18 protein-coding genes are annotated in these 21,673 nt (G+C 53.9%); 4 read left to right on the top strand and 14 right to left on the bottom strand.

The genetic code is table 11. The annotated features are described in order from the left end of the window. Position 1 precedes the first annotated feature (1 nt). Positions 2-2,383, bottom strand: a complete 2,382-nt coding sequence (locus G461_RS24630; protein ID WP_035480494.1) for a DUF4238 domain-containing protein — start codon at positions 2,381-2,383, stop codon at positions 2-4. A 601-nt stretch (positions 2,384-2,984) separates the two neighbouring features. Between G461_RS24630 and G461_RS0117330 the strand changes: the two genes are divergently transcribed. Beyond that, on the top strand, positions 2,985-4,316 hold the full coding sequence (locus G461_RS0117330) for a GntP family permease (RefSeq protein ID WP_026972788.1): 1,332 nt from the start codon (positions 2,985-2,987) through the stop codon (positions 4,314-4,316). Positions 4,317-4,388: 72 nt separating this feature from the next. On the opposite strand, the gene G461_RS0117325 is transcribed toward G461_RS0117330, so the two are convergent. Further along, on the bottom strand, positions 4,389-7,577 hold the full coding sequence (locus tag G461_RS0117325; RefSeq protein WP_026972787.1) for an efflux RND transporter permease subunit: 3,189 nt from the start codon (positions 7,575-7,577) through the stop codon (positions 4,389-4,391). A gap of 7 nt (positions 7,578-7,584) precedes the next feature. After that, positions 7,585-8,796 (bottom strand): efflux RND transporter periplasmic adaptor subunit, encoded by a 1,212-nt coding sequence (locus tag G461_RS24625; protein ID WP_051333650.1) that lies wholly within the window; start codon positions 8,794-8,796, stop codon positions 7,585-7,587. Positions 8,797-8,967: 171 nt separating this feature from the next. On the opposite strand from G461_RS24625, the gene G461_RS0117315 reads away from it, so the two are divergent. Beyond that, on the top strand, positions 8,968-9,585 hold the full coding sequence (locus tag G461_RS0117315) for a TetR/AcrR family transcriptional regulator (RefSeq protein WP_026972786.1): 618 nt from the start codon (positions 8,968-8,970) through the stop codon (positions 9,583-9,585). 74 nt (positions 9,586-9,659) lie between these two features. Here G461_RS0117315 and sodB read toward each other — a convergent pair whose 3' ends face one another. Continuing rightward, the gene (sodB, locus tag G461_RS0117310; protein WP_026960171.1) at positions 9,660-10,241 is read right to left on the bottom strand and encodes a superoxide dismutase [Fe]; all 582 of its coding nucleotides are present in this window, start codon (positions 10,239-10,241) and stop codon (positions 9,660-9,662) included. Positions 10,242-10,435: 194 nt separating this feature from the next. Here sodB and G461_RS0117305 point away from each other — a divergent pair, with 194 nt between their 5' ends. Then, entirely contained in the window at positions 10,436-10,774 is a 339-nt protein-coding gene (locus G461_RS0117305) for a Grx4 family monothiol glutaredoxin (protein ID WP_026960172.1), read from the top strand. Here the strand turns inward: G461_RS0117305 and G461_RS0117300 are convergent. From G461_RS0117300 to G461_RS0117285, 4 genes are all read right to left on the bottom strand, one after another. Further along, positions 10,771-11,202, bottom strand: coding sequence for a MerR family transcriptional regulator (locus G461_RS0117300; RefSeq protein WP_026960173.1), 432 nt, complete (start codon positions 11,200-11,202; stop codon positions 10,771-10,773). The genes G461_RS0117305 and G461_RS0117300 overlap by 4 nt on opposite strands. Positions 11,203-11,380: 178 nt before the next feature. Then, positions 11,381-12,661 carry an outer membrane protein transport protein gene (locus G461_RS0117295; RefSeq protein WP_026972785.1) on the bottom strand — a complete coding sequence of 427 codons (1,281 nt, stop codon included), beginning with the start codon at positions 12,659-12,661 and terminating at the stop codon, positions 11,381-11,383. A gap of 213 nt (positions 12,662-12,874) precedes the next feature. Next, positions 12,875-13,597, bottom strand: a complete 723-nt coding sequence (locus G461_RS0117290; protein WP_026972784.1) for a DUF3379 family protein — start codon at positions 13,595-13,597, stop codon at positions 12,875-12,877. After that, positions 13,590-14,102: a sigma-70 family RNA polymerase sigma factor gene (locus tag G461_RS0117285; RefSeq protein WP_035478238.1), complete on the bottom strand. Its 513-nt coding sequence runs from the start codon at positions 14,100-14,102 to the stop codon at positions 13,590-13,592. The genes G461_RS0117290 and G461_RS0117285 overlap by 8 nt, the downstream gene beginning before the upstream one ends. A 182-nt stretch (positions 14,103-14,284) precedes the next feature. Between G461_RS0117285 and G461_RS0117280 the strand changes: the two genes are divergently transcribed. Beyond that, entirely contained in the window at positions 14,285-14,569 is a 285-nt protein-coding gene (locus tag G461_RS0117280) for a YfcZ/YiiS family protein (RefSeq protein WP_026960177.1), read from the top strand. Between the two features lie 83 nt (positions 14,570-14,652). On the opposite strand, the gene G461_RS0117275 is transcribed toward G461_RS0117280, so the two are convergent. The 6 genes from G461_RS0117275 to G461_RS0117250 are packed head-to-tail and all read right to left on the bottom strand — an operon-like array spanning position 14,653 to position 21,526. Next, a complete protein-coding gene (locus G461_RS0117275) occupies positions 14,653-16,236 on the bottom strand; it encodes a BatD family protein (protein WP_026972783.1) in 1,584 nt (527 codons plus the stop codon). Beyond that, positions 16,237-18,048, bottom strand: coding sequence for a VWA domain-containing protein (locus G461_RS0117270; RefSeq protein ID WP_035480603.1), 1,812 nt, complete (start codon positions 18,046-18,048; stop codon positions 16,237-16,239). It lies immediately after the preceding gene. A gap of 8 nt (positions 18,049-18,056) precedes the next feature. After that, entirely contained in the window at positions 18,057-19,079 is a 1,023-nt protein-coding gene (locus G461_RS24620) for a VWA domain-containing protein (protein ID WP_051333648.1), read from the bottom strand. Beyond that, complete coding sequence (locus G461_RS25635) at positions 19,072-19,623, bottom strand: DUF4381 domain-containing protein (protein ID WP_051333647.1); 552 nt, start codon at positions 19,621-19,623, stop codon at positions 19,072-19,074. Before G461_RS25635 ends, G461_RS24620 begins: the two co-directional genes overlap by 8 nt. Further along, complete coding sequence (locus G461_RS24610) at positions 19,616-20,554, bottom strand: DUF58 domain-containing protein (protein WP_051333646.1); 939 nt, start codon at positions 20,552-20,554, stop codon at positions 19,616-19,618. The genes G461_RS25635 and G461_RS24610 overlap by 8 nt, the downstream gene beginning before the upstream one ends. 15 nt (positions 20,555-20,569) lie before the next feature. Next, positions 20,570-21,526: an AAA family ATPase gene (locus G461_RS0117250; RefSeq protein ID WP_026960181.1), complete on the bottom strand. Its 957-nt coding sequence runs from the start codon at positions 21,524-21,526 to the stop codon at positions 20,570-20,572. Between the last annotated feature and the right edge of the window lie 147 nt (positions 21,527-21,673).

Genomic DNA, 21,673 nt, shown 5'->3' with positions numbered 1-21,673 from the left:
ATCAATCTTGGATTCCAATACCGTAAACTGACCTAACACTTTTGTCATACCTCAAGCAGCTAGAGCTAGCCAACAACCTTTGCACAGTGGCATCATAGAACCCTCCTTCAGGGCTCGAAATTTTAAACCTGCTTAGTAATAAGGGATCTGCATTCTGATGCTCTATTCGAGCCGTAAAGTTAGAAGCTTGGCCTGCCAGACGAGTCAATTGGGCTGCATTGCGGTTATTGTTCTGGACCATCCAATCAGTCGCTTTAAGCCAGTTTCGAGCAGTAGCAAAATGACCTTGAGACTTACGAAAGTTTTCTTTTAGTTGATTATCGATGGGCACAACATTGAACTGATTGTGAGCCTCTTGCCAAGGATATGTCACAACTCCTAGTGTTTTATGTTGAGCATTCATCAGTTCCTGCCATCTGGAGCCGCTGTCCGTAACCAGTGCAGAGCCTGTTGCTTGGGCAATCAGTAACGCCATTTCATAATTTGGTCCCATTCGAAATTGCATGAGTTGACCAGCATTTCTAGTTTCAACTTGTTGAAGCAATACAAGAGGTGAATCCTCAGCAACATGCTCTAACTCTTCAATGGTTTTGGTAGCCGCCTCTTCATCTAGCCCAAGTTCATTGCGTAGTAACTGAATCCTCATTTCTCTTGGCATCAATGCCGTCGAATTTAACACATCGTTTATAGACATAGAGGAGTACAGTCGACGCTCCTGATCATTCAGAATATCCTGCCTATTACCCCTTTTGTCCGCTAGTGCCATCATGCTCTTCTTTAGAGGCATATCAAATTCGCTTGGATCGGGAATCAGGTTTACGAGCCCCGTACCAATGTACGGCTCCAACTGCAGCATAAACAGAAAGTCTTTTAATGCTTGATACTTGTATCTCGCGGGATTCTCTATTGGACTAAACTCAGGTCTGACGTTATTAGGGTTAGTTACTGGAGTCTCGATTAAATACTCATCGAACATTGATGCCATCGGTACCGCAGTGATGCCAATTGTTCGTACATCTAGTGGACCTGTGTATAAGCCTCTAAATTTGCCATCAGATTTTGGCAGCAACGAGTAAATATCAGTTTCTCGGGGCCATAATGCTGAATAGACTTCGTAAATTCTCTGAATTTGCTCGTTCGACAGCTCTTTCCTGACGTCCAGCCACGTTTTACCACTATCAAGTCCCAGAACTCCGCGGATGCAGTTGCAAAACGTTAAGTTCCGTTCTCGGATACTGGCAACGCTCCAAGATGTGCGTAATTCCAGAGGCACGCGTTGACAGCAATTCTTGTATTTCTTTCCACTGCCACAACCACATAAGTCGTTCCGCTTCAATTGAGACTCATCAATATCTTTAACCAGGTATTCGGTAGGTGGTTTTGTTCTACCAAAAGCATCCTGGTAATGAACTGTACCATCTTCAAATTGGGCAAACATTTCACCACCATATCGGTAGAGCTCACTTTCAGATGGTATCAATACATGTCTTAGTTCGGCCCAGTCGTAATTAACATCACCTTCCGGATATAGCCAATCTTTATTACCTGCAGCAATAGATTCTTTGGCTCTACTCTTGATAATGTGGTTTATCTTTGTAACGTCACAAGCAGTTAGCTTACGAGAGTTGATAAATTCAATCGTGCTCACCATGCTTCTGTGCATGCGGGTCGCATGAGTACGTTGCTCTAGCGGGTTAGCATTTTCTGGGTCGTTAGCGTACTCAAGATTTGTAAGAATCAAGCATCGATTTTTGTCTAGTGGGAAGATTGTTTGGGAACCCTTAAGCGTAATATCAGGATCGTTAGGATACTCACACCACTCAGAATCAGGAGGACAAGCATAGTTGTACACGGTTATCGGATGATCTGAAACAATGAACTTTACTTCCGATTCTTCGGCTGATACTAATTCTCGAACGCCTTCAGCCCATAATGTACAGTGCAAGGAACGTAGTGATTGCATCTCAATCATTAACTGCAGTTGATTTAGTTCGGGATATTTACTTCGAATCCAATCCAAGCCTTTAGGTGTGCGAAGCTTCTGCGCATCTAAATAGGTGAAGAAATCTTCAAAGTTCTGATGCCACTGTCCCTGATCATCAGTCAGGAATCCTCGAACGGCCTTTGAACCGTTGTCGTCAATTGGGCCAAATAGCTTCTGTTCTATTTCATCGTTGACCTGATTGCCGAAGAACGTTGAATAGAGGTGCTCTTCATAAAATCGCTGAGCAGGCGTGTACCACTTACAGCTTTCAACAATTTTCAATTCTCCATTCGGCAAAGTGATCTCTTTGCGCGCTAGATGGCAGAGCTGGTTGTCGCGTTCACTCATAAAGCCTTTTTGATACCACTGCGGGATATAATGATTGTCTTTAGTTGCCATCTAGCCTCCATTCCTAACCCCTTAATATATAGGGGGCACTCTCGGAGTTTCAATGTTAAAAAGAGAGACCTAGAACAGACTTCACATCAATAGGTTAGCGACATCGTAAATAGCAAAACGGTTCGTGGCGGATGTGGGCGACAAGTTACTTTGGATTCTGAAAAACGGTTCTTTCTTTGCCACTCAGGCTACTGCAACTGACTCTGCAGTAGTTCAGCTTGCAAGAATGCCGTTCGTCGCTTAATGAGCTGTGTAAGCAAAATGTGTATTGGTTTTGCTTATTGACAACTAAACGCGTTCTAAAACAGGTTGGGGTATAGAAGATTTTGGTTCGCGATCTACTCTCTTTTCTTCATAACTCCAATATGCGAGAACTCACAAAATAGAGTATTCGTTGCTGTTTATCCATGCCCCTCGAAGCGGATCACAAAATCCCCAGAACCTACTGAATTAGAATGATTTTAGTCATTTGAGCAGGAAAGCATTTGCCAGTGACAGTGTAGGCTGGACGCCAATAGCAACAACCTAACAGGCGTAGCCTTGGTTTATTTTTCTGCTCGACGAGCGTTGGTCGAGTGGGGGCTTAGGGGAGGATGGCAGTATGGCTGTCGGGTTGTTTGTGGTATCGATTGCGCTTTTGATTGTGATGATCACTAAGTTTCGGATTCATGCCTTTATCTCGCTGATCACGGTGGCGCTGCTGTTGGGGCTGGTGTCGGGAATTCGGCCAGTTGAGGTGGCAGCGATTGTGAGTGGTGGCTTTGGTGGGATCATGTCCTATATCGGGATTGTGATTATCTGCGGGATTATCATTGGCGAGGTGCTGGAAGTGACCGGCGGCACACAGAAGATTGCTGACTCTATCTTGCAGGTGGTCGGGGTGAAGCGGGCGCCAATGGCGACTACCTTGACCGGGGCAGTGGTATCGATTCCGGTGTTCTGCGACTCGGGCTTTGTGATTCTAAACCCGATCATCAAGGCTATCTCGAAGTTCGGTAAGATCCCATATATGACCTTGGTGATTGCGCTAATGGGCGGGCTTTTGGTTACGCACTCCTTTGTGCCGCCCACGCCCGGGCCGATTGCTGCTGCGGGGATACTCGGCGCCGACCTTGGCAAGGTGATGATCTACGGCATCATCGTCACCATTCCGGTGGTGATTGGGCTGGTGCTCTGGGCCAATAGCGGCTTTATCCGTCGGCGCTTTCCCGATATTGCCACCACCTCCGAGGCTGAAGAGCGGCAGGCGCAAGAGTTTAACGAGGTGGTGCAGCGCGCGCCCTCCACCTTTAAATCCTATATGCCGATTGTGGTACCGATTATCTTGATTGTGGTGGCATCCGTTAGCCGCCAGTTTATCGACCAGCAAGGCGTGGCGGCGGATGTAATCAACTTTATCGGTACGCCTTTTGTGGCTCTGCTGCTAGGCACTGCCATTGCTTTTACTTTGCCAGAAAAAGTGAATGGCACGGTAACCGAAACCTGGGTGTCCAACGCCATGAAAAAGGGCAGCGAGATTTTGCTGATTACCGCCGCGGCAGGCGCCTTTGGCAAGATGTTGCAAGCGGTGGAGGTGGGCGATGTGCTGGCTGAAATGCTGACATCTGCAGGCTTGCCGATGATTGTGGTGCCGTTTGTGATTGCCTCGTTGGTGCTGATTGCCCAAGGCTCGGCCACGGTGGCATTAACCACCACGGCGGCGATTGTTGCGCCGATCCTTGATTCCATTGGCCTAAGCCCCGAGATGGCGGTGCTGTCGATTGCGGCGGGTTCGTTTACCGGAGTGCAGGCGAACGGCTCGTACTTTTGGTGTGTCTCCAAGCTGGCGGGTTTTGATTTGCGCCAGAGCTATATCGCGGTCACCTTATCGACCTTTGTGATGGGGGCTGTGGCCTTTGTGTCGGTGCTGGTGCTGTCGATGTTTATTCGCTAGCTTTATTCGCTAGCCATGAAAAAGCGCGCTCAGGCTAACCCGAGCGCGCTTTGATGTTTAGCGCCAGCGTTGCTATTTGGCGGCGGCTTCGTCCAGCAGGGCTGGCTGGGCGGCTTGGCTTTCTGGTTCTGACTCTGGCTTGGCTTTCTTGCGGGCCAGTACATAGTAGAACAGCGGCGTCAGCAACAGGCCAAAGAAGGTTACGCCAATCATCCCGGCGAATACCGCCACGCCCATGGCTTGGCGCATCTCTGCGCCAGCGCCGCTGGAGTAAACCATCGGCACCACGCCCATAATAAAGGCGATGGAGGTCATCAGGATGGGGCGCAAACGCAGGCGCGAGGCTTCCAAAACCGCTTCTAGCGCATCGCGGCCTTGCTCCTGCAGCTCCTTGGCGAACTCAACAATCAAGATGGCGTTTTTGGTCGCCAGACCCACCAATACAATTAAGCCAATCTGAGTGAAGATGTTGTTGTCGCCACCCCAGATAATCACTCCGGTAATCGCCGACAGCAGGGTCATCGGAATAATCAGGATAATCGCCAGCGGCAGGCGCAGGCTTTCATACTGCGCAGCCAACACCAGGAACACCAACAGGATCACCAGCGGGTAGATCAACAGAGCGGTGTTACCGGCCAGGATCTGCTGGTAGGTCAGCTCGGTCCACTCGTAGCTCATACCGATGGGCAAGGTCTCGCTTAAGATCTGCTCGATGGCGGCTTGGGCTTCGCCGGAGCTAAATCCGGGCGCCGGGCCACCGTTGATCTCGGCGGTGGTGTAGGCGTTGTAGTGCATCACCCGGTCCGGGCCTGCCACGTAGTCTACATCCACAAACGAGCCGAGCGGGATCATCGCGCCTTCAGCGTTGCGCACCTTAAGCTGGCTGATTTGCTCAGGTGTTTGACGATAGGCTTCATCGGCTTGCACGTTGACCTGATAGGTACGGCCAAACTGGTTGAAGTCGTTCACGTAGGTCGAGCCCATATACGCCTGCAGGGTGCTGAACACATCGTTGAGCGCCAGGTCTTGCTGCATCGCCTTGGTGCGATCCAAGTCCAGCTGCAGCTGTGGCACATTCACCTGATAGCTGGAGAACACGCCAGTGAGCGCAGGGTGTGCCCATGCCTTCATAATCACCTCTTGGCTTACACGATACAGCTCTTCATAGCCCAAGTTGGCTCTATCTTGGATCTGCAAGCGGAAGCCACCAATAGTGCCTAGCCCTTGTACCGGCGGAGGCGGGAAGATAGCGATAAAGGCATCGGGGATGGCGGCAAACTTCTGATTAAGCGCTCCGGCAATGGCGCCCGCTGACATGCTTGGGTCTTGCCGCTCGTCGAAATCCGCCAATGGCGTAAACACAATCCCGCTGTTCGGGCTGTTGGTAAAGCCGTTGATGCTCAGCCCCGGGAAGGCGACCGAGTGCTCAACCCCTGGCTGGGCCAGCGCAATCTCTGACATCTGCTTCATTACCGCTTCGGTGCGTTCCAGTGAGGCCGCATCAGGCAGTTGAGCAAAGGCAACCAAGTATTGTTTGTCTTGCCCCGGCACATAACCGGTGGGCGTGTTCTTAAACTGCTGCCCAGTGACTGCTAGCAGGCCGACATAGACGATACCAACCAGCAGGCCCATACGGATAACCTTGCGCAGCACATTGGCGTATACCCCGGCACCCCAGTTAAACAGGCGGTTAAATGGGGCAAAGATCAGTCGGCCAAACAACGCGTCCATTGCCCGGGTTAACCAGTCTTTGGGGGCGTCATGGCTGCGCAGCAACATGGCTGACAGTGCAGGGCTTAAGGTTAAGGAGTTAATCGCCGAGATCACCGTGGAGATGGTAATGGTCAGGGCGAACTGCTTGTAGAACTGACCGGTCAGGCCCGACATAAAGGCAGTGGGAATAAACACTGCGGCCAACACCAAGGTGGTAGCGATAATTGGTCCGGTTACCTCTTTCATGGCTTGCTGGGTTGCGGCAATCGGGCTCAGGCCATCGGCGATGTTACGCTCCACGTTCTCTACCACCACGATGGCATCGTCCACGACAATACCGATGGCGAGTACCAAGCCGAACAGCGACAGCGCGTTGAGCGAGAAGCCCATTAGCTGCATAAAGGCAAAGGTGCCCACCAAGGAGATGGGTACGGCAACCAGTGGGATAATCGAGGCGCGCCAGGTTTGCAGGAACAGTACCACCACAAGCACAACTAGCAGCACCGCTTCGAGCAGGGTTTTCACCACCGCCTCAATCGAGCCACGTACAAACACGGTTGGGTCGTAGACAATCTCGTAGTTCAGGCCTTGCGGGAAGGTCTGAGACAGCTCGGCCATCTTGGCGCGCACATCTTCGGAGATCTGAATTGCATTGGAGCCCGGTGCCTGGAAGATGGCAATCGCGATGGCGTCGCGGTTATCCAGCAGCGAGCGCAGGGCGTAGTTATCGGCGCCCAACTCGATGCGAGCAACATCGCCCAAGCGGCTGATCTCGCCGTTATCGCCCACCTTGATGATGATATCGGCAAACTCTTCAACGCTGCTCAAGCGGCCTTTCACGTTAATCAGCAGTTGGAATTCCGCCTCTTTGCTTGGCTGTGAGCCAAGACTACCGGCCGCTGCTTGTTGGTTTTGCTCGCGGATTGCCGCTACCACGTCGCCGGGATTAAGGCCGAGCGAGGCCACTTTGTTTGGATCCAGCCAGATCCGCAGGCTGTACTCTCCACCGCCAAACTGACGCACCGCGCCGGCGCCTTCAATACGCGCCAGCTCGTCGCGCACATTCAGTGCTGCGTAGTTGGAGAGGTAGAGCAAATCGTAGTGAGGCTGGTCGGAGACCAAGTGGACCACCATGGTGAGATCGGGCGAGGATTTCTCGGTCACCACCCCTAAGCGCTGCACTTCTTCGGGCAGGCGGGGCAGGGCGCGGTCAACCCGGTTCTGTACCAAGGTGGTGGCCTTGTCTACATCGGTGCCGATGGCAAAGGTGACGGTGAGGGTCATGCGGCCATCAGAGGTGGCTTGGGACGACATATACAGCATGTCTTCCACACCGTTGATCTCTTCCTCAAGCGGCGAAGCCACGGTGCTGGCAATCACTTTCGGGTTGGCGCCCGGATAGTTGGCGGTGACCACCACGGTGGGCGGTACCACTTCTGGGTATTCGGTAATCGGCAGCTGCCATACCGCAATCGCCCCACCGATAAAGATCAGCAGCGATAATACGGCTGCAAAGATGGGGCGTTTAATGAAAAACTGCGAAAACATGGGCAAATTATCCTTGTTGCTCGGCCAAGGCGGCGGAGGCAGCGCTTACTAGCTCGCCCTGCGCTTGACGTAGTTGTTGCAGCTGCTGCTCGCTGGCCATTGGCTTATCTACCGGCGTGACCGGCATGCCGGGACGCACGCGCTGCAGGCCGTTCACCACGATACGGTCGCCAGCTTGCAAGCCTGAGGCGATAACACGCAGGCCATGCACCTGCTCACCCAGCTCCACTAAGCGATATTGCACTGCTTGCTGTTCGTCCAACACCAGCACGAACTTGTTGTTCAGATCAGTGCCGATGGCTTTATCGTCGATCAGCACGCTTTGATAGGGCTGGCTACCCGAAAGCTGGATGCGAGCAAACATGCCGGGCAACAACTGGCTGTTGGGGTTGGCAAAGTTGGCGCGCAGGCGAATGGTGCCGGTCTGCTGGTTTAGCGCGTTGTCGACAAAGTCGATCTCACCCTGATGGGGGAAGCCTGATTCGTCGGCTAGCGCCATCTGTACCTGCTGGCCCAAGGCGGAGGTGGTTAGCTCCTGATAACGCAGGAAGCTCTGCTCATCCACATCGAAGTAGGCATGGATCTCATCGGTGGAGACCAAGCGGGTGAGCTCGCTTTGCCCTGCGGTGACGTAGTTACCCTCGGTCACCTGCGCGTTGGATACGCGACCTGAGATGGGCGCGCGTACCTCACTAAACTCAAGGTCGAGGCGGGCGCGGGTCAGCGAGGCTTCAATGGCGGCTACCGAGGCGGCGCTGCGCTGCATGCTGGTAAAGCGGCCATCGAGTAACTCTTCAGAGATGGCTTGTTGAGCGCTTAGCTGCTTGGCGCGCTGGTAGTCTTTGCGAGCTTGGCTAAGGCTACTGTTGGCGCTATCTAGCTCGGCTTCCAGTCGGGCAACTTCGGCGGCGAAGATGCGCGAGTCGATGCGAAACAGCACCTGACCTTCTTCCACCAAGCTGCCTTCTTCAAACGCCACTTCTTCCAAGTAGCCGGATACACGCGGGATCACCCGCACGGTATCCGGTGAAGATAGTCGGCCGGTGTATTGATCGGTCTCGACGATCTGCTCCACCAATACCTCTGCCACTTCAACTGACGGAGGTGGTGGCGCACTGGCTGCAGGTTCAGACGCTTGTAGCTCTCCGCAAGCACTCAGCAGCAGGCTGGACGATGCGATAAGCGACGCAAGAAATAGACGGGGAGTTAGCGTGGCCATATTACGTTCCCTGTAGTAAAAGTTGACAAAAATTTTATACCGTTCGGTATAATATGGCCTAAAAGTGATCTTGATCAAGGGTTTTTGTACTGAATGGTATAAAAAAGCAACTGGACGAGACGAATAGGCAAGGCTTATTATTGAGTCAGTAAAAACTAAAGGTAATCTAACGTGGTTGGTTCGTGTTCTGCCCTAGGGCGCCCTCGCTGTTTTGATATAGACCATGCTTTGGAGCAAGCGCTCGACGTATTTTGGCGAAAAGGCTACGACGGCACCTCGCTTAATGATTTGACTCAGGCGATGGGTATCAACAAACCGAGCCTGTACTCGGCGTTTGGTAACAAAGAACAGCTGTTCTTACAGGCCATCGAGCTCTACGAAGACCGCCACGGTGCCTTCTTTTATCAATCTTTAGAGCAGCCAACCTTGCTTGAGAGTGTCGAGTATATGCTCGAGCATGCTGTGACCAACCTTAGCGATCCGACTCAACCACAAGGCTGTATCGTGGTGCAGGGCGCATTACTGTGCAGCGATGCTGCAAGCAGCGTAAAGCAAGCGCTGATTGAGCGCCGCAAGCAAGGGGGAGAGGCCCTAAAAGAGCGGGTTCGTCTGGCTAAAGCGCAAGGGGAGCTACGTGATGGCATCAGTGCCGATGGGCTAGCCCACTATTTGGCGACGATACTGCAGGGGCTGACCGTGCATGTGACTAATGGGGTGAGCGAGCAAGAACTGCGCGAAGTGGCCGCTTTGGCGATTGAAACCATCAAGAGCAATCTGGCGCACGAGTAGGTTAGTAGCAGCTCGTCGCGAATTGAAGGTACAAAAAAGGGCGCATTTAGCGCCCTTTTTACATCTGGCTGAGATTAGCCCAGGTTTTCTGCAACGAAGTCCCAGTTAACCAGTGCCCAGAAGGCTTTCAGGTAGTCAGGGCGCAGGTTGCGGTAGTCGATGTAGTAAGCGTGTTCCCACAGATCGCAAGTCAGCAGTGGGGTTACACCTTCTTCGGTCAGCGGAGTGGCTGCGTTGCTGGTGTTAACGATGGCCAGGCTGCCGTCGGCATTTTTCACCAACCAGGTCCAGCTCGAACCGAAGTTGTTGATTGCGCTGTCGGTGAACTTGGCTACGAACTCGTCGAACGAACCGAAGTTAGCTGCGATAGCGTCTGCCAGTGCGCCGCTTGGCTCGCCGCCAGCGTTAGGTGCCAAGCAGTTCCAGTAGAAGGTGTGGTTCCAAACCTGAGCAGCATTGTTAAATACACCACCGCTTGAGCTCTTAACGATCTCTTCCAAAGACTTACCTTCCAGCTCAGTGCCTTCAATCAGACCGTTTAGCTTAACCACGTAGGTGTTGTGGTGTTTGCCGTAGTGGTAAGACAGAGTTTCTGCTGAGATGTGTGGCTCGAGCGCGTCCTGAGCGTAAGGTAGTGCTGGTAGCGTGAATGCCATGTTTCTCTCTCCTTTAGTTGCCTTGGTTGGCTTGCTATTAATTAGTAAAGCAAAATCTTTACTAATGAGTCTAACACTCGCATTATGACTGTGAAACCCTGAGCGCAAAAAAAAATTGATCCAGCGCAATTTGATGAAATGACCTGGCAAAACTGCTAGTGTTAGCACACTAAAATTTGAGTAGAGACAAACATATGGAAACTGTAGATAAAATTAAGCAGCAGATCGCCGAGAACCCCATTTTGTTGTACATGAAGGGCTCTCCTAAGTTCCCGAGCTGTGGTTTCTCTGCCCAGGCCGTACAAGCGGTAATGGAATGCGGTGAACGCTTTGCTTATGTAGATATCCTGCAAAACCCCGATATTCGCGCGGAACTGCCGAAATATGCAGATTGGCCAACCTTCCCACAGCTTTGGGTAGATGGCGAGTTGGTGGGTGGTTGTGACATCGTGGTGGAAATGTTCCGCAGTGGTGAACTACAAACCGTTATCAAAGAGTGCGCAGCGAAACACGGCGACTCAGAAGAAGCCTAGGGCTCTTTTGAACGAGCGGCGGGGGCGTGATTGCCTTCGCCAATCTTTTGCTGAGCGAGGTAACAGCGTCGCTCGGCAGACTTCAACTCCATTAGCACTACCTGAATATCCTCCAGCTGCTGCAGCAAGCTTTGCCGTTTATTGGTGATGATATGCAGCAAGGCCTTAATCTCGTAATTGGTAGTGAGCTTGGCATCGTATAGGTCGAACAGCTCTTTAATCTCTGCCAGCGAGAAACCCAAGCGTTTTCCCCTCAGAACCAGCTTTAATCGCAACTTATCGTGTTTGTTGTACAAACGCTGATTGCCGCTGCGCTGTGGGCTGAGCAGGCCTTCGTCTTCGTAGAAACGAATGCTGCGGGTGCTGACCTCAAACTCCTTGGCCAGTTGCCCAATGGTGAACTCTGCGGGGCTGTGATTTAGTGCCAATCTATTTAACCCTTACGTTAAGGTTACGATAATCATCGCGGCAAGACCCTGCGGCTGCCTCGATGGCTATAGTAAGTGTTTACCTGCTTAATAGGTGCGTCAAGAGACTTTGGTAGAACAAGGGCCGCTCCAACAACGTTGTGCGGCCCCAATTACTCGAAACTAGCTGCAGCGGTGATTAGAAACTGTGGTTGTACTGCATGCTGATCACGTAAGCATTACCCTTCGAGGTGAACGGGATCTCCTCTTCCACAAACGCGCCTTTCTTGCCGTGGATGAAGAAAAAGCCTGCATCAAAGCTCTGATGATCGCTCCAGTGGTAGGTCGCCCCAGCGCCGTAATTCCAGCGGTTGTTATCCGGAATACTGATCGATGGGAGGGTACGTGATGGGGTGCGATCGAACGATACGCCGGCACGCAACTCCCATTTGGGGTTCATATACCAGGTACCGCCCACGCCGACTCGGTAAGAGTTCGAGAACTTCTCATCCTTTTGCAGTACCGTGCCATATTCTTCGGTGGTACCGCGGATCTCTTGGAAGGTGCTCCAACCAATCCACATATAGCTATAGTGCACTGCAAACTTTTCATTGAGGCGGTGGTAACCGGAGAACTCCAACATATCGGGTAGATTCAGGGTTAGCTCTCCAGGGATGTTCTGGCCACTGGTTCCAGCTGGGCCATTGGGCCCTGCTATCAGTCCCTCGGGAAGGTCTGAGTAGTAGTCACCTTCAAAATCTACATCAATCTTAGACCGATAAGCGAGTCCGAAGCGATGGTCCTCGTTAAGCTCCCACATCAGGCCAATATTCCAGCCAAAGCCCCAGCCATCACCTTTCAGCGAGGCTGACACGTTGCTTGGCGAGTATGGATCAGGAGCAGCAACGCCAAAGTTACGTTTCAGTTCCGCATCGCCATAAACCGCGTTGAAGCCGGCACCGACACTCCATTGCTCGTTAATTCTGTAAGAAACGTTGGGGTTAAAGTTCACTGTAATCAAATGGGTTTCACCGGCAAGTGCGCCAGCAGGGTAGTCTGCAGGGAATTCACTGGCTAGACCGAAATTTGAGAACATTGCAAAGCCCCACGCCCACTTATCGTTGAGGGGTTGAATGAAATAGCCGGCAGGTACCGGTGCGCCCGGCACCACATCGTTGTTTGTTAACGAAGCGTTGTTCACTGGACCACCCGGGTCGGTGGCATAGTTGCCTCGCACGTAGACATCGGGTGCGATATAGGTGAGGGCACCTGATGCCGAGATGCGGTCAAAGCGGGCCATGGCGGCGGGGTTGCGTGCCAGTACCGACGCATTGTCGGCAATCACTGCTTCACCGGCAAACACGCGGCCTGCGCCGGTGGCTGAGTGTTCTACTAATTGAAAGCCTGCTGAGTGTGCCTGGCTTGCTGCGAGTGCAATCGCGGCCCCGACTACGCTGGGGCGAAACATCCGACCTGTCATTCCAATCCTCTCATCCTTATCTGGTTAGCTGCTTCACTATAGAGGAGATGTTTCGCAAATGTTAAACAGATGTGTAAAACGATTGTTTGAAATTAGAGCTATTGCACAAAAAGTGTAACTTTTGCGGGAAATGCGTGTATTTAAACACTAAGGCGTAAAAAAGGAGCCTATCAGACTCCTTGATTAATTATGGCTGGCTGACCGATGCAGCGCTTAGATACTTTGGTTCAACTGCCCTTTGATTTTGTGCAGCAGGCCGTCAAGCGGTTCGGCTTTCTCGCCGACAATCACTAGGTTTGCATCGCTTAGCTGGGAGACCATACCGTGCATCTTGCTGTCAGAGAAGGCTGACGAGCTGGGTAGGTCCACCGTTTGCGGTACTACAAACACGTTCACATCGCTGCCTTGCTCGCTGCGCATCACCATATGGAAGGCCGGTGAGCCGTGGTAGTTACAGTGATTTACAAACACCACTTGGCCGGGTAGCTGCTCAAAGGCCTCGCCGTAGCGGGCTAGCTTAGCATTCACAGTTTGCAGCGATGGCCGCTCATCGGTACCGGTAATATAGGGGGACGCATGATAGACATGATCCAACGCTACATCGCCAAGGCTCATCGACGGCTGACCTGCGGTAAACGGGTTAAGGGTACTCACACCAATGCCCATGGCAAAGGCGACTGACGCGGCCAAGGCCATATGCCAACGCGGTCGTTTCGGCTTGGCTGGCGGCGCAGCAAAGCTTTGTCTTAGGCGTAACCGTTCGCTCAAGCCATCGGGTACATCGACTTCCATCGCGCGTTGCAATTTGCCCTCGAACTGCTGGAGTTCGTCGTAAAACTTCTGGTTTTTAGGGCTGTCTTTAATTGCAGCTAGTAGTGCGTCACTTCGATCCCGAGGATTGGCATACAACTGGCGGCGAAATTCTAGCTCATCCATTACACTGTCCTCGCTGTTCATCTTTTTCAAAAGCGTCTTTGAGTTGGTTGCGGGCCCGGAATAACCGGGTCATCACGGTATTCTTGTTAAGCTCCAGAAGCTCGGCGATCTCTTCCCCGCTAAAACCACCAATGACCTGTAGCAGCAGCGGTTCGCGATACTCTGGCGAGAGCTTATCAATTTGCCGTCGTAACCACTCGTTCTCGATTTCTTGCTCACTTGAGAGGGCGTCTTGGTCGGCTACCGAGTGATCCTCGATGTCCACCAGATCAAACTGCTTCCTCTCAAAGCGGCGGGCATTCTCCCGCCTCAAGATAGTAATCAACCACGACTTAGCGGCCTTGTCATCCTTCAAGCTGTCGAGTGAACGCCAGGCTCGCAGGAAGGTTTCCTGAACCACGTCTTCAGCGACTTGCTTGTCTTTGCACAGCCAGTAGGCGTAGCGATAAAGATCGCGGCTAAAGGCCTGCACCAGCGCTTCGTAGCGCAATTGTTTAGTATCCATGCCCGAGTTGACCGAGCTGTTTGACTTTTTCTTTCGCGAAAATGGCAAAATCATAATTTTTTTAGCGTATCCAATCGCCAATCATCCCTTTATAATAGCGGTGAGCGCTGTTTTTAGTTGCGAAGGCGCAAGAAAAGTAGCGACAATGTTGTAAACAGCTTAATGAATTTAAAGGAAAATTGATGAAAACTAAACTAGAAGAGTCAAAAGTTTGCTGCTGTGTTGATGTAGGTGCGATTATCGACGGCGAAGAGTGCTCAACGCAGTTAGTGGAAGTTTTCCAGCAGCAAGAACATGCCCAAGCGCGTTTGGATACCCTGACCACTAAAGCTCGCAATGCTGAGTCAGAGCCGTGTGATATCCAATCAGAGATCGTTGAAACCGAGCAAGGCTTCCAGCTTAGCGCATCATTTGGCTTTAGCTGCCAAGCTGAAAACCTGATCTTCCAATTGGGTATGAACCGCTAGACCCGTCTTTAGCGAGTAACGCGATCCAGCGTTACTCGCCTCAAACTCCCTACCTTTTACCTGCCACAGCCAGTGCTAAACAACTAGTGCGGAGGGTTTAGTGACGGCAGAGCCTGCGTTTTGCTGGTTGCAGCGGTTTGTTTGCGAACCTGTTGGCAGCGCTGAAGCAGCGCCAGTAGATCAGGTTTGTCACTTACATCGCCCTTAAGCGGCGACCATAACTGCTGACTTAGCTCCCCAAGTACTGCCTCTAATTCTTGATTTGGCTCGACCTGCAGATAACGTCGTAGCTGATATTCGGCCTGATGGGCATCATCGCGCTGACATGCCTTCTCAAACGCCTGCCAGGCAGGGCTGTGGTTAAGTGTTGGTGATGTTTCATCCTCGCTCTCTAGCGCCGGTTTAGGTGCGCGGCGACTGTGCCATAGCCACAACAGCGCAGTGGTCAGCCAGGCTAAACCAAACAGCCAGGTCAGCCAGGAGTGCTGACGCTCGGCAGCAGGCGTATTGCCACTTGGGCTAATGGCGGGCTCGGGCAGGGCAAGGGTGTTCACCCGGCTGGCGTCCACCTCAATCTGCTTGCTTGGCAGCTCTGCCTGCATGGCTTCGTCTTGCTCGACGTTCCACCAATCTAGCTGCCAGCCGGGCAGGGTGAGCTCGCCGCTACGGCTAGGGATAATGGCGGCGCTAAGCACCCGCTGGGCAAACACAATGCCGTCTTGTACCACGGTTTTGTCCTGGTAGGGCTCGGGGTAGACTCGGAAGTCGTCGCCATAATCGAGGGCAATCTCCGGTAGCTGCTCCTCGGTAATGCCCGCAATGTTTAGAGTAATCCTTCGGGTAAAGGCTTCACCTTGCTGGTAGCGGCTTTGCTCCGGTTGCAGCTCGTCGTTTAAGAATACATCGGTGCTGGGGAGCCAATTGAGCATCGCCCCATCGGGGGTCGGTTTGACCTCGATGGCGAGGGTGTCGGCCACCACATCCACCGGCAATGAGCGCCCATAGCGGTCACTGGTGATACCGCTTAGACGAGTGCCGCTGATGTTAAAGCTGCCGGCCTGCTCGGCGGTGAGCAACCAGCGGCGGGTAAGGGTGCGATAGCGTTTACCATCGACTATCTCCATCTCCTGCTGGTCTTCGCCTAAGGTCTCGAAGCTCGCGCCCAGCATGCTCGGCGGAATGATATTGGCTTGCTCAAGGTTACTGGCCACCCATACCTTGGTGGAGTAGACCGCAGGCTGACCGATATACACGGTGCGGCGATCCAGGCTCGACTCCAGGCGGATCTCTTGTTGCTGCTGCACGTCGCCTTGTTTAACCCGCAGTTGAATTGCCTTAGTGCGTCCATCTCCCACCTCAAAGGCGGGGATGGTGTAATCGCCAGCGGTGCGGGCCATCAGCGTGGTGGTCCAGGTGGTGCTGGTGGTTGATACGCCATTGATGGTGGTTTGGCGGCGGCCGGTGGAGGTGTTTCCCACCACAAAGCCTTGGCGCAACAATAGCTGCGGGTCGAAGGCATTGGCGGGTAGGTTGCTATTGGCCTCGATATTCAAGGTAAAGGGCTGGCCTTCAGCTACCGGGTTGTGGCTGACACTGGCGGTAACTTCGGTAGCGGCGTGAGCCAGATGGCTAAGAAACAACGCCAAAAATAAGCCGAATACTCTCACTTACCAATTCTCCTCTGATTGCGGCTGGCGACGCCGCTTTTGGTATTCCAGATACATTTTATTGCGGAGCAGCAGGCTTGGGTCGTTGGGCAGGGCATTCAGCCAGCGCTGCAGCTCTTGGTCATCGAGCTCGCCCTCACCGTTTGCTTGCGCTGGTACTTGCTGCGCCTGCTCATCAGGCTCTTGCTCGGTCGGCTCTGCGGGCTGCTCGGCCTGTTGCTGCTCGCCTTCTTCTTCACCGGGTTGTTGCTGGGCTTGCTCTTGTGCTTGCTGCTCGTCGCCTTGCTGTTCTTGGTCAGGTTGAGGCGGTGGGCTTTGCTCGGACTGCGCTTGTTGCTGATTACCCGGTTGTTCTTCGCCTTGTTGGCTTTCACTTTGTTGGCCTTCACCTTGCTCACCGTCTTGCTGTTGCTCAGAGCCCTGATCGCCGCTGTCTTGCTGTTCTTGTGATTGCTGCTCTTGCGACTGCTGAGACTGCTGCTGCTCGAGCACCGCTTTGTTGTGCGCTGCTTGCTCAAGGCTCGGGTCACGTTCGAGCGCTTGGTCATAGGCGGCGATGGCCTGCTCGGTTTCTCCCTGCATGGCTAAGGCATTGCCTTGGTTGTACCAGCCCTGTGCGCTGTCGTCTTGGGCGAATAGCTGCTGCGCGCGCTGATAATCACCCGCGCGATAGGCCGAAGCGGCTTGCCACTGCGGATCGTTGAACAGCGCTTCGGCGTCTTGGTAGTTCTCTTGCTCGAAGGCGCTATGGGCGCGCTGAGCCTGGTTGTTCCACCACGCACTGCCTTGCGCTTCTTCAGCAAAGCTATACCCGGGCAACAACATCACGCCAGCCAGCAGCCACAGCGGTAGGCTTGGGCGTAAATACTCCCACAGCGCCAGCAGTAGGGCGGGGATCAGCAGCCAAAAACCGAGGTCGACCCGCAGGTCGATAAGCTTGCCTTCCGCTTCGTTACCGCTCAGAGCACGTTCGCCCAGCTGGCTTAAACGCTGAATATCCAGGTTATCGGCGCGCAGGCTCTGACACAGACCGCCGCTTTGCTGGCATAAGGGCAAAAAGTACTGCTGCTCGAGTCTGGGGATCACGATGCTGCCTTTGCTGTCTTGCAGCAGCGCACCGCCCTCTAAGGGGATTGGCGCGCCCTCGGCGGTGCCCACTGCCAGCATCGAGAAGCGCAGGTTACTGCCGCTCAGCGCTTGCTGAGCTTGCTCAAACTGCTCGCGAGAGAAGCCATCGCTGATGGCGATAATGTCGCCGCCCGGGTAGCCCGCGTTGAGCAGCAGCTCTTTGGCTTGCTCGATGGCTGCAGCGAGATTGGTGCCGTGCACGGGCATGATCTCGGGGCTGATATGCGGCAACAGATTAGCGAGGTTGTTGCTGTCGTGGGTCAGTGGCGAGAGCACAAAGGCATCACCGGCGAAGGCGATAAGGCCGGTTTCGCCGTCCTTCCAGCTGTTAATCAGATCGAGCGCCTTGTAACGGGCCAACTCTAAACGGTCGGGTTTTACATCGTCGGCGCGCATCGAGTAGGACATATTAAGTAGCAGCACTCGCGCCGAGCCGTCGCGATACAGCTGGCCCTGTGGAAGCTGCAAGCTCGGGCCTGCGGCAGCCAGGCTGAGCAGTGCAATTAATAGCATAGGTCGCCATACCGCCATCTTGGCGCTGTCCGCATCAGTTAGCAGGTGCTCGGCAATTACAGTGGGCAGTAGCTGCTGCCAGCTAGAGCTGCGCTGCAATTTGCGCAGATACCACAGTAATGCCATGGCGATTAGGCCGAGTAGTAAAAAGCCGGGGCGTAACAGAGTCATACTGCTCACTATGTTCGCTCCTTAAGGTTGTTAATGTTAGGAACTGCGACAGGGCGCGGCACAGCGAGAGCCAGCTTAAGTAGCAATAGGCCCAGCATTAGCCCCAGTGGCCAGAAGAACAGCTCTTTTTTCGGGCGAAAGAACTGCTCTGCCTCGCTGATGGGGTTGAGATCGGCGATTTCGCGGTAGATCTGCTGCAGCTGCTGCTGGTCGCGGGCCCGAAAGTATTGCCCGCCGGTCATCTGCGCTATCTCAATCAGGCTTTGCTCATCGAGATCCCAAGACGGGTTTACCTTACGCACGCCAAACAGGCTGCGCTGCAGCATCTCGTCAGCGCCAATGCCGACGGTGTAGATCACCACTTGGTTATCTGCCGCAACCTGCGCTGCCTCCATCGGATCGACACTACCGGAGGTATTTTGACCATCGGTCAGCAAAATCAGGATACGCTGCTCGGCCGGTTGTTCTAGCAGTTGTCGCACACCCATGCCAATGGCTTCGCCGATGGCGGTCATATCGCCCACAAGGCCGTGCACCAAGTCATCGACTTGGCTCTGCAGGGCTTGCAGGTCGAAGCTCAGTGGCGAGGCGAGGTAGGCATGATCGGCAAACAGGATCATGCCGATACGGTCGCCACGGCGCTCGGCAATAAACTCTTTAAGCAGGGCTTTTACGATAGTCAGGCGGTCGACTTGTTCATCGTCCTGCACCAGATCGTTAATCTGCATACTGCCCGACATATCCACTGCTAGCAGCAGGTCGCGCCCCTGTTCGACAATCGGCTCTGGGCTATCGCCGAGCAGTTGCGGGCGGCTAAGGGCGGCCAGTAGCAGTGACCATAGCAGCCATTGCCACAGCTGTTGCGGGCGTTTGCTATGGATGGTTTGCTGCTGTTGGCTATCCAGGCTCGGTAGGCTGACGTTGTTCAGGCTGGCCGAGAGTTGCTGCTGCGGTTTACGCCAGCGTTTAAGTAGCAAGGGCAGGGGCAGCAGCAGCCAGATCCACAGCCAGGCAAAGCTTAACTCAGTCATGGCGACGCTCCTTAACCGGGCGTGCCGTGATGGCTGGTTTGACAATGGGCAAAAGTAGCTGGCGGATACCCTGCGGTGGCAGGGCTTTGCTTAACCAGCGCTTGGCCGATGCGCGCTGCTCTGGGCTGCAAAGCTGAGGCTCGGGGCGATAGCGCTGATTGAGCCACTGCTCGGCGTCGAACATACTTGGCTGCTCAGCGGCTTGGTCGAGCGATTGGTTGAGCGATTTGTTGAGAAAGTCCAGCCAAGCCTGACCGTGCAATCCGGCCACGCGGGAGCGGGGAAAGTAAGCCAGAGCGGCTTGTTTGAGCAGTTGGTCGAGATCTGCCATATGCTCAATGGCGTCGACTTGGCTCAGTGCCTCACGTTTTGCGGCGGTGAGCTGGCGATAGCGCAAAACCAGATAGACCAAGGTGATAATCAACAGCGCAATAACACTGCCCAATAGCCACCAACCGGGCGCAGGCCAGCCTTGCTCAAGCTGGCTCGGTAGCAGGATATCTTGCAGCTGAGCGCCAACAGCAGAGGAGATAGGCTCAGACATGGTCACTCCATTGGTGTTCGGTCGAGAGGGCGTTAAAGGCCATGCCGCTTTGCAGCAGTGCGCGCTCAATATGTTGCTGACGGGCCTGCGACTCGGCCTCATACTGGCTGTGAAAACTGACCTTGGAGCCGCTTAGCCAGTGGGCGCGGCCATCGCGGCTGACTTTTAGATCGCTGCGCAATTGGCGAGGCAGCTGCTGCTCAAGCGGGTCGCTTATCTGCCAGGCAAAACACTGGTTGTGCTGTCCCAGTTTGAGCAGGCGCGACGCGCTTTGCTGGGGTAGATGGTAAAAGTCGCTAATCAGATGAAGCTGATAGCCGGTCTTCACCAGTTTTTGTAGCTGATCTAAGGCTGCCAGCTGCGCATCGGCGTGGTGCTGCAGTTGCTGTCCTTTGAAACGGGCCAGCTGCTGTTGGTGGTGGTCGCAGATGTTGTGCAGCATCCGCAGCCAAGCTGAGCGGTTGGCAGCAGGGCGCTCCACCACACACTGCTCGCCCAGTTGCACCACTAGGCCTATACGCTCGTTCAAGCTCTGAGCTAGCCAGCCAAGGGCGGCGGCGAGCTCGCCAGCCAACACACTTTTAAGCACTTGGGTGCTGCCAAACCACATGCTGGCCGACATATCTAAGTAGATCATCACCGGGTGCTCGCGGTCTTCACGGAACAGCTTGGTGTGGGTACGACCAGTGCGCGCGGTCACGCGCCAGTCGATGCTGCGCACATCATCGCCCGGTTGATAGTGGCGCACCTCATCGAACTCCATGCCGCGACCGCGTACTCGGCTCAGGCGATTACCATGGCGTAGTGCTTGGGTATTCTTCCAGGGCGGTAGGCGCAGGCGATAGCCGCGCATATCGATAAGCTGTTGCACGCTTAACTCAACCGCCGAGCGCTGGGTGTTAGCGCCGTGAGTTACTGAGTAGTTGTCCATGTTTCAGCCTCCGGCTTACGCAATGGCAACCAGTTCAAGCATACGCGCAATCACTTGCTCGCTGTCGATGCCTTGGGCTTGTGCCTGATAGCTGAGCAACAGGCGATGGCGGAGCACTGGGTAGGCCAAGCTTTGGATATCGTCGGGAGTGACATAATCACGGCCTTGCAGCCAAGCGCGGGCGCGGGCACTGCGGGCCAATGCTAGGGTGGCACGAGGGCTGGCGCCAAACTCTAGCCATTGTGCCAGCTCATCGCTGTAACGCTGTGGCTGGCGCGTCGCGGTAATCAAATCGACGATGTATTGGCTGAGCTCATCGGCCATGTGGATCTCTAAGATGGCGCGGCGCATGGCAAACAGTTTTTGCTGGGACAGCGGCTCGGGGCGCTTCAGCGGTAGTTGTTTCTCTTCGCGCTCAACCAGTTTGAGGATGGCCATCTCGTGCTCTGCGCTGGGGTAGTCGAGGCACAGCTTGAACATAAAGCGATCCAGTTGCGCCTCGGGCAGCGGGTAGGTGCCTTCTTGCTCAATGGGGTTTTGGGTGGCCATCACCATAAACAGCTTAGGCAGGGCATAGCTGGTACTGCCGACGGTGATCTGCTGTTCTGCCATCGCCTCGAGCAGTGCCGATTGCACCTTGGCTGGAGCGCGGTTGATCTCATCCGCCAACACCAAGTTGTGGAAGATCGGCCCTTTTTGGAAGCTAAAGCTGGCGGTTTCCGGGTGGAAGATGTCGGTACCGGTGAGGTCGGCAGGCAACAGGTCGGGAGTAAACTGTACCCGGTGAAAATCGCCTTCGATACATTCAGACAGGGCCTTCACGGCGCGGGTTTTGGCCAGACCCGGAGGGCCCTCTACCAGAATGTGTCCATCTGCCAATAGGGCAATGAGTAACTGTTCAATAAAGCTGCTTTGGCCAATAATGCTGTGGTTGAGATAGTCCTGAATGGCAGCTAGATTTGGATTGCTCATGTCGTCCTCTTACCTAAGAATTGCTGGCAAATCATATTACAGGGATCAGTGGGGCTCAAAGAGTTTCTCCGTGCCTGCTGTTCCAAGGTGCTGATTAACCGAGAGATTACCTTTTCATGCCAATGATATTGAGGCGCTTTGTAACGA

The organism is Aliagarivorans marinus DSM 23064, from assembly GCF_000429485.1.
Lineage (GTDB): Bacteria > Pseudomonadota > Gammaproteobacteria > Enterobacterales > Celerinatantimonadaceae > Aliagarivorans > Aliagarivorans marinus.
This window is presented reverse-complemented; position numbering and strand designations above follow the sequence as displayed.

Bases quoted from the DNA above. Each gene is read 5' to 3' on its own strand.
- G461_RS0117290 (WP_026972784.1), bottom strand. From the start codon at position 13,597: ATGGATGAGCTAGAATTTCGCCGCCAGTTGTATGCCAATCCTCGGGAT.
- G461_RS0117285 (WP_035478238.1), bottom strand. From the start codon at position 14,102: ATGGATACTAAACAATTGCGCTACGAAGCGCTGGTGCAGGCCTTTAGC.
- G461_RS24625 (WP_051333650.1), bottom strand. From the start codon at position 8,796: ATGGCCACGCTAACTCCCCGTCTATTTCTTGCGTCGCTTATCGCATCG.
- G461_RS0117325 (WP_026972787.1), bottom strand. From the start codon at position 7,577: ATGTTTTCGCAGTTTTTCATTAAACGCCCCATCTTTGCAGCCGTATTA.
- sodB (WP_026960171.1), bottom strand. From the start codon at position 10,241: ATGGCATTCACGCTACCAGCACTACCTTACGCTCAGGACGCGCTCGAG.
- G461_RS0117280 (WP_026960177.1), top strand. From the start codon at position 14,285: ATGAAAACTAAACTAGAAGAGTCAAAAGTTTGCTGCTGTGTTGATGTA.
- G461_RS25635 (WP_051333647.1), bottom strand. From the start codon at position 19,623: ATGTCTGAGCCTATCTCCTCTGCTGTTGGCGCTCAGCTGCAAGATATC.
- G461_RS24610 (WP_051333646.1), bottom strand. From the start codon at position 20,554: ATGGACAACTACTCAGTAACTCACGGCGCTAACACCCAGCGCTCGGCG.
- G461_RS24630 (WP_035480494.1), bottom strand. From the start codon at position 2,383: ATGGCAACTAAAGACAATCATTATATCCCGCAGTGGTATCAAAAAGGC.
- G461_RS0117295 (WP_026972785.1), bottom strand. From the start codon at position 12,661: ATGACAGGTCGGATGTTTCGCCCCAGCGTAGTCGGGGCCGCGATTGCA.
- G461_RS0117250 (WP_026960181.1), bottom strand. From the start codon at position 21,526: ATGAGCAATCCAAATCTAGCTGCCATTCAGGACTATCTCAACCACAGC.
- G461_RS24620 (WP_051333648.1), bottom strand. From the start codon at position 19,079: ATGACTGAGTTAAGCTTTGCCTGGCTGTGGATCTGGCTGCTGCTGCCC.
- G461_RS0117330 (WP_026972788.1), top strand. From the start codon at position 2,985: ATGGCTGTCGGGTTGTTTGTGGTATCGATTGCGCTTTTGATTGTGATG.
- G461_RS0117270 (WP_035480603.1), bottom strand. From the start codon at position 18,048: ATGACTCTGTTACGCCCCGGCTTTTTACTACTCGGCCTAATCGCCATG.
- G461_RS0117305 (WP_026960172.1), top strand. From the start codon at position 10,436: ATGGAAACTGTAGATAAAATTAAGCAGCAGATCGCCGAGAACCCCATT.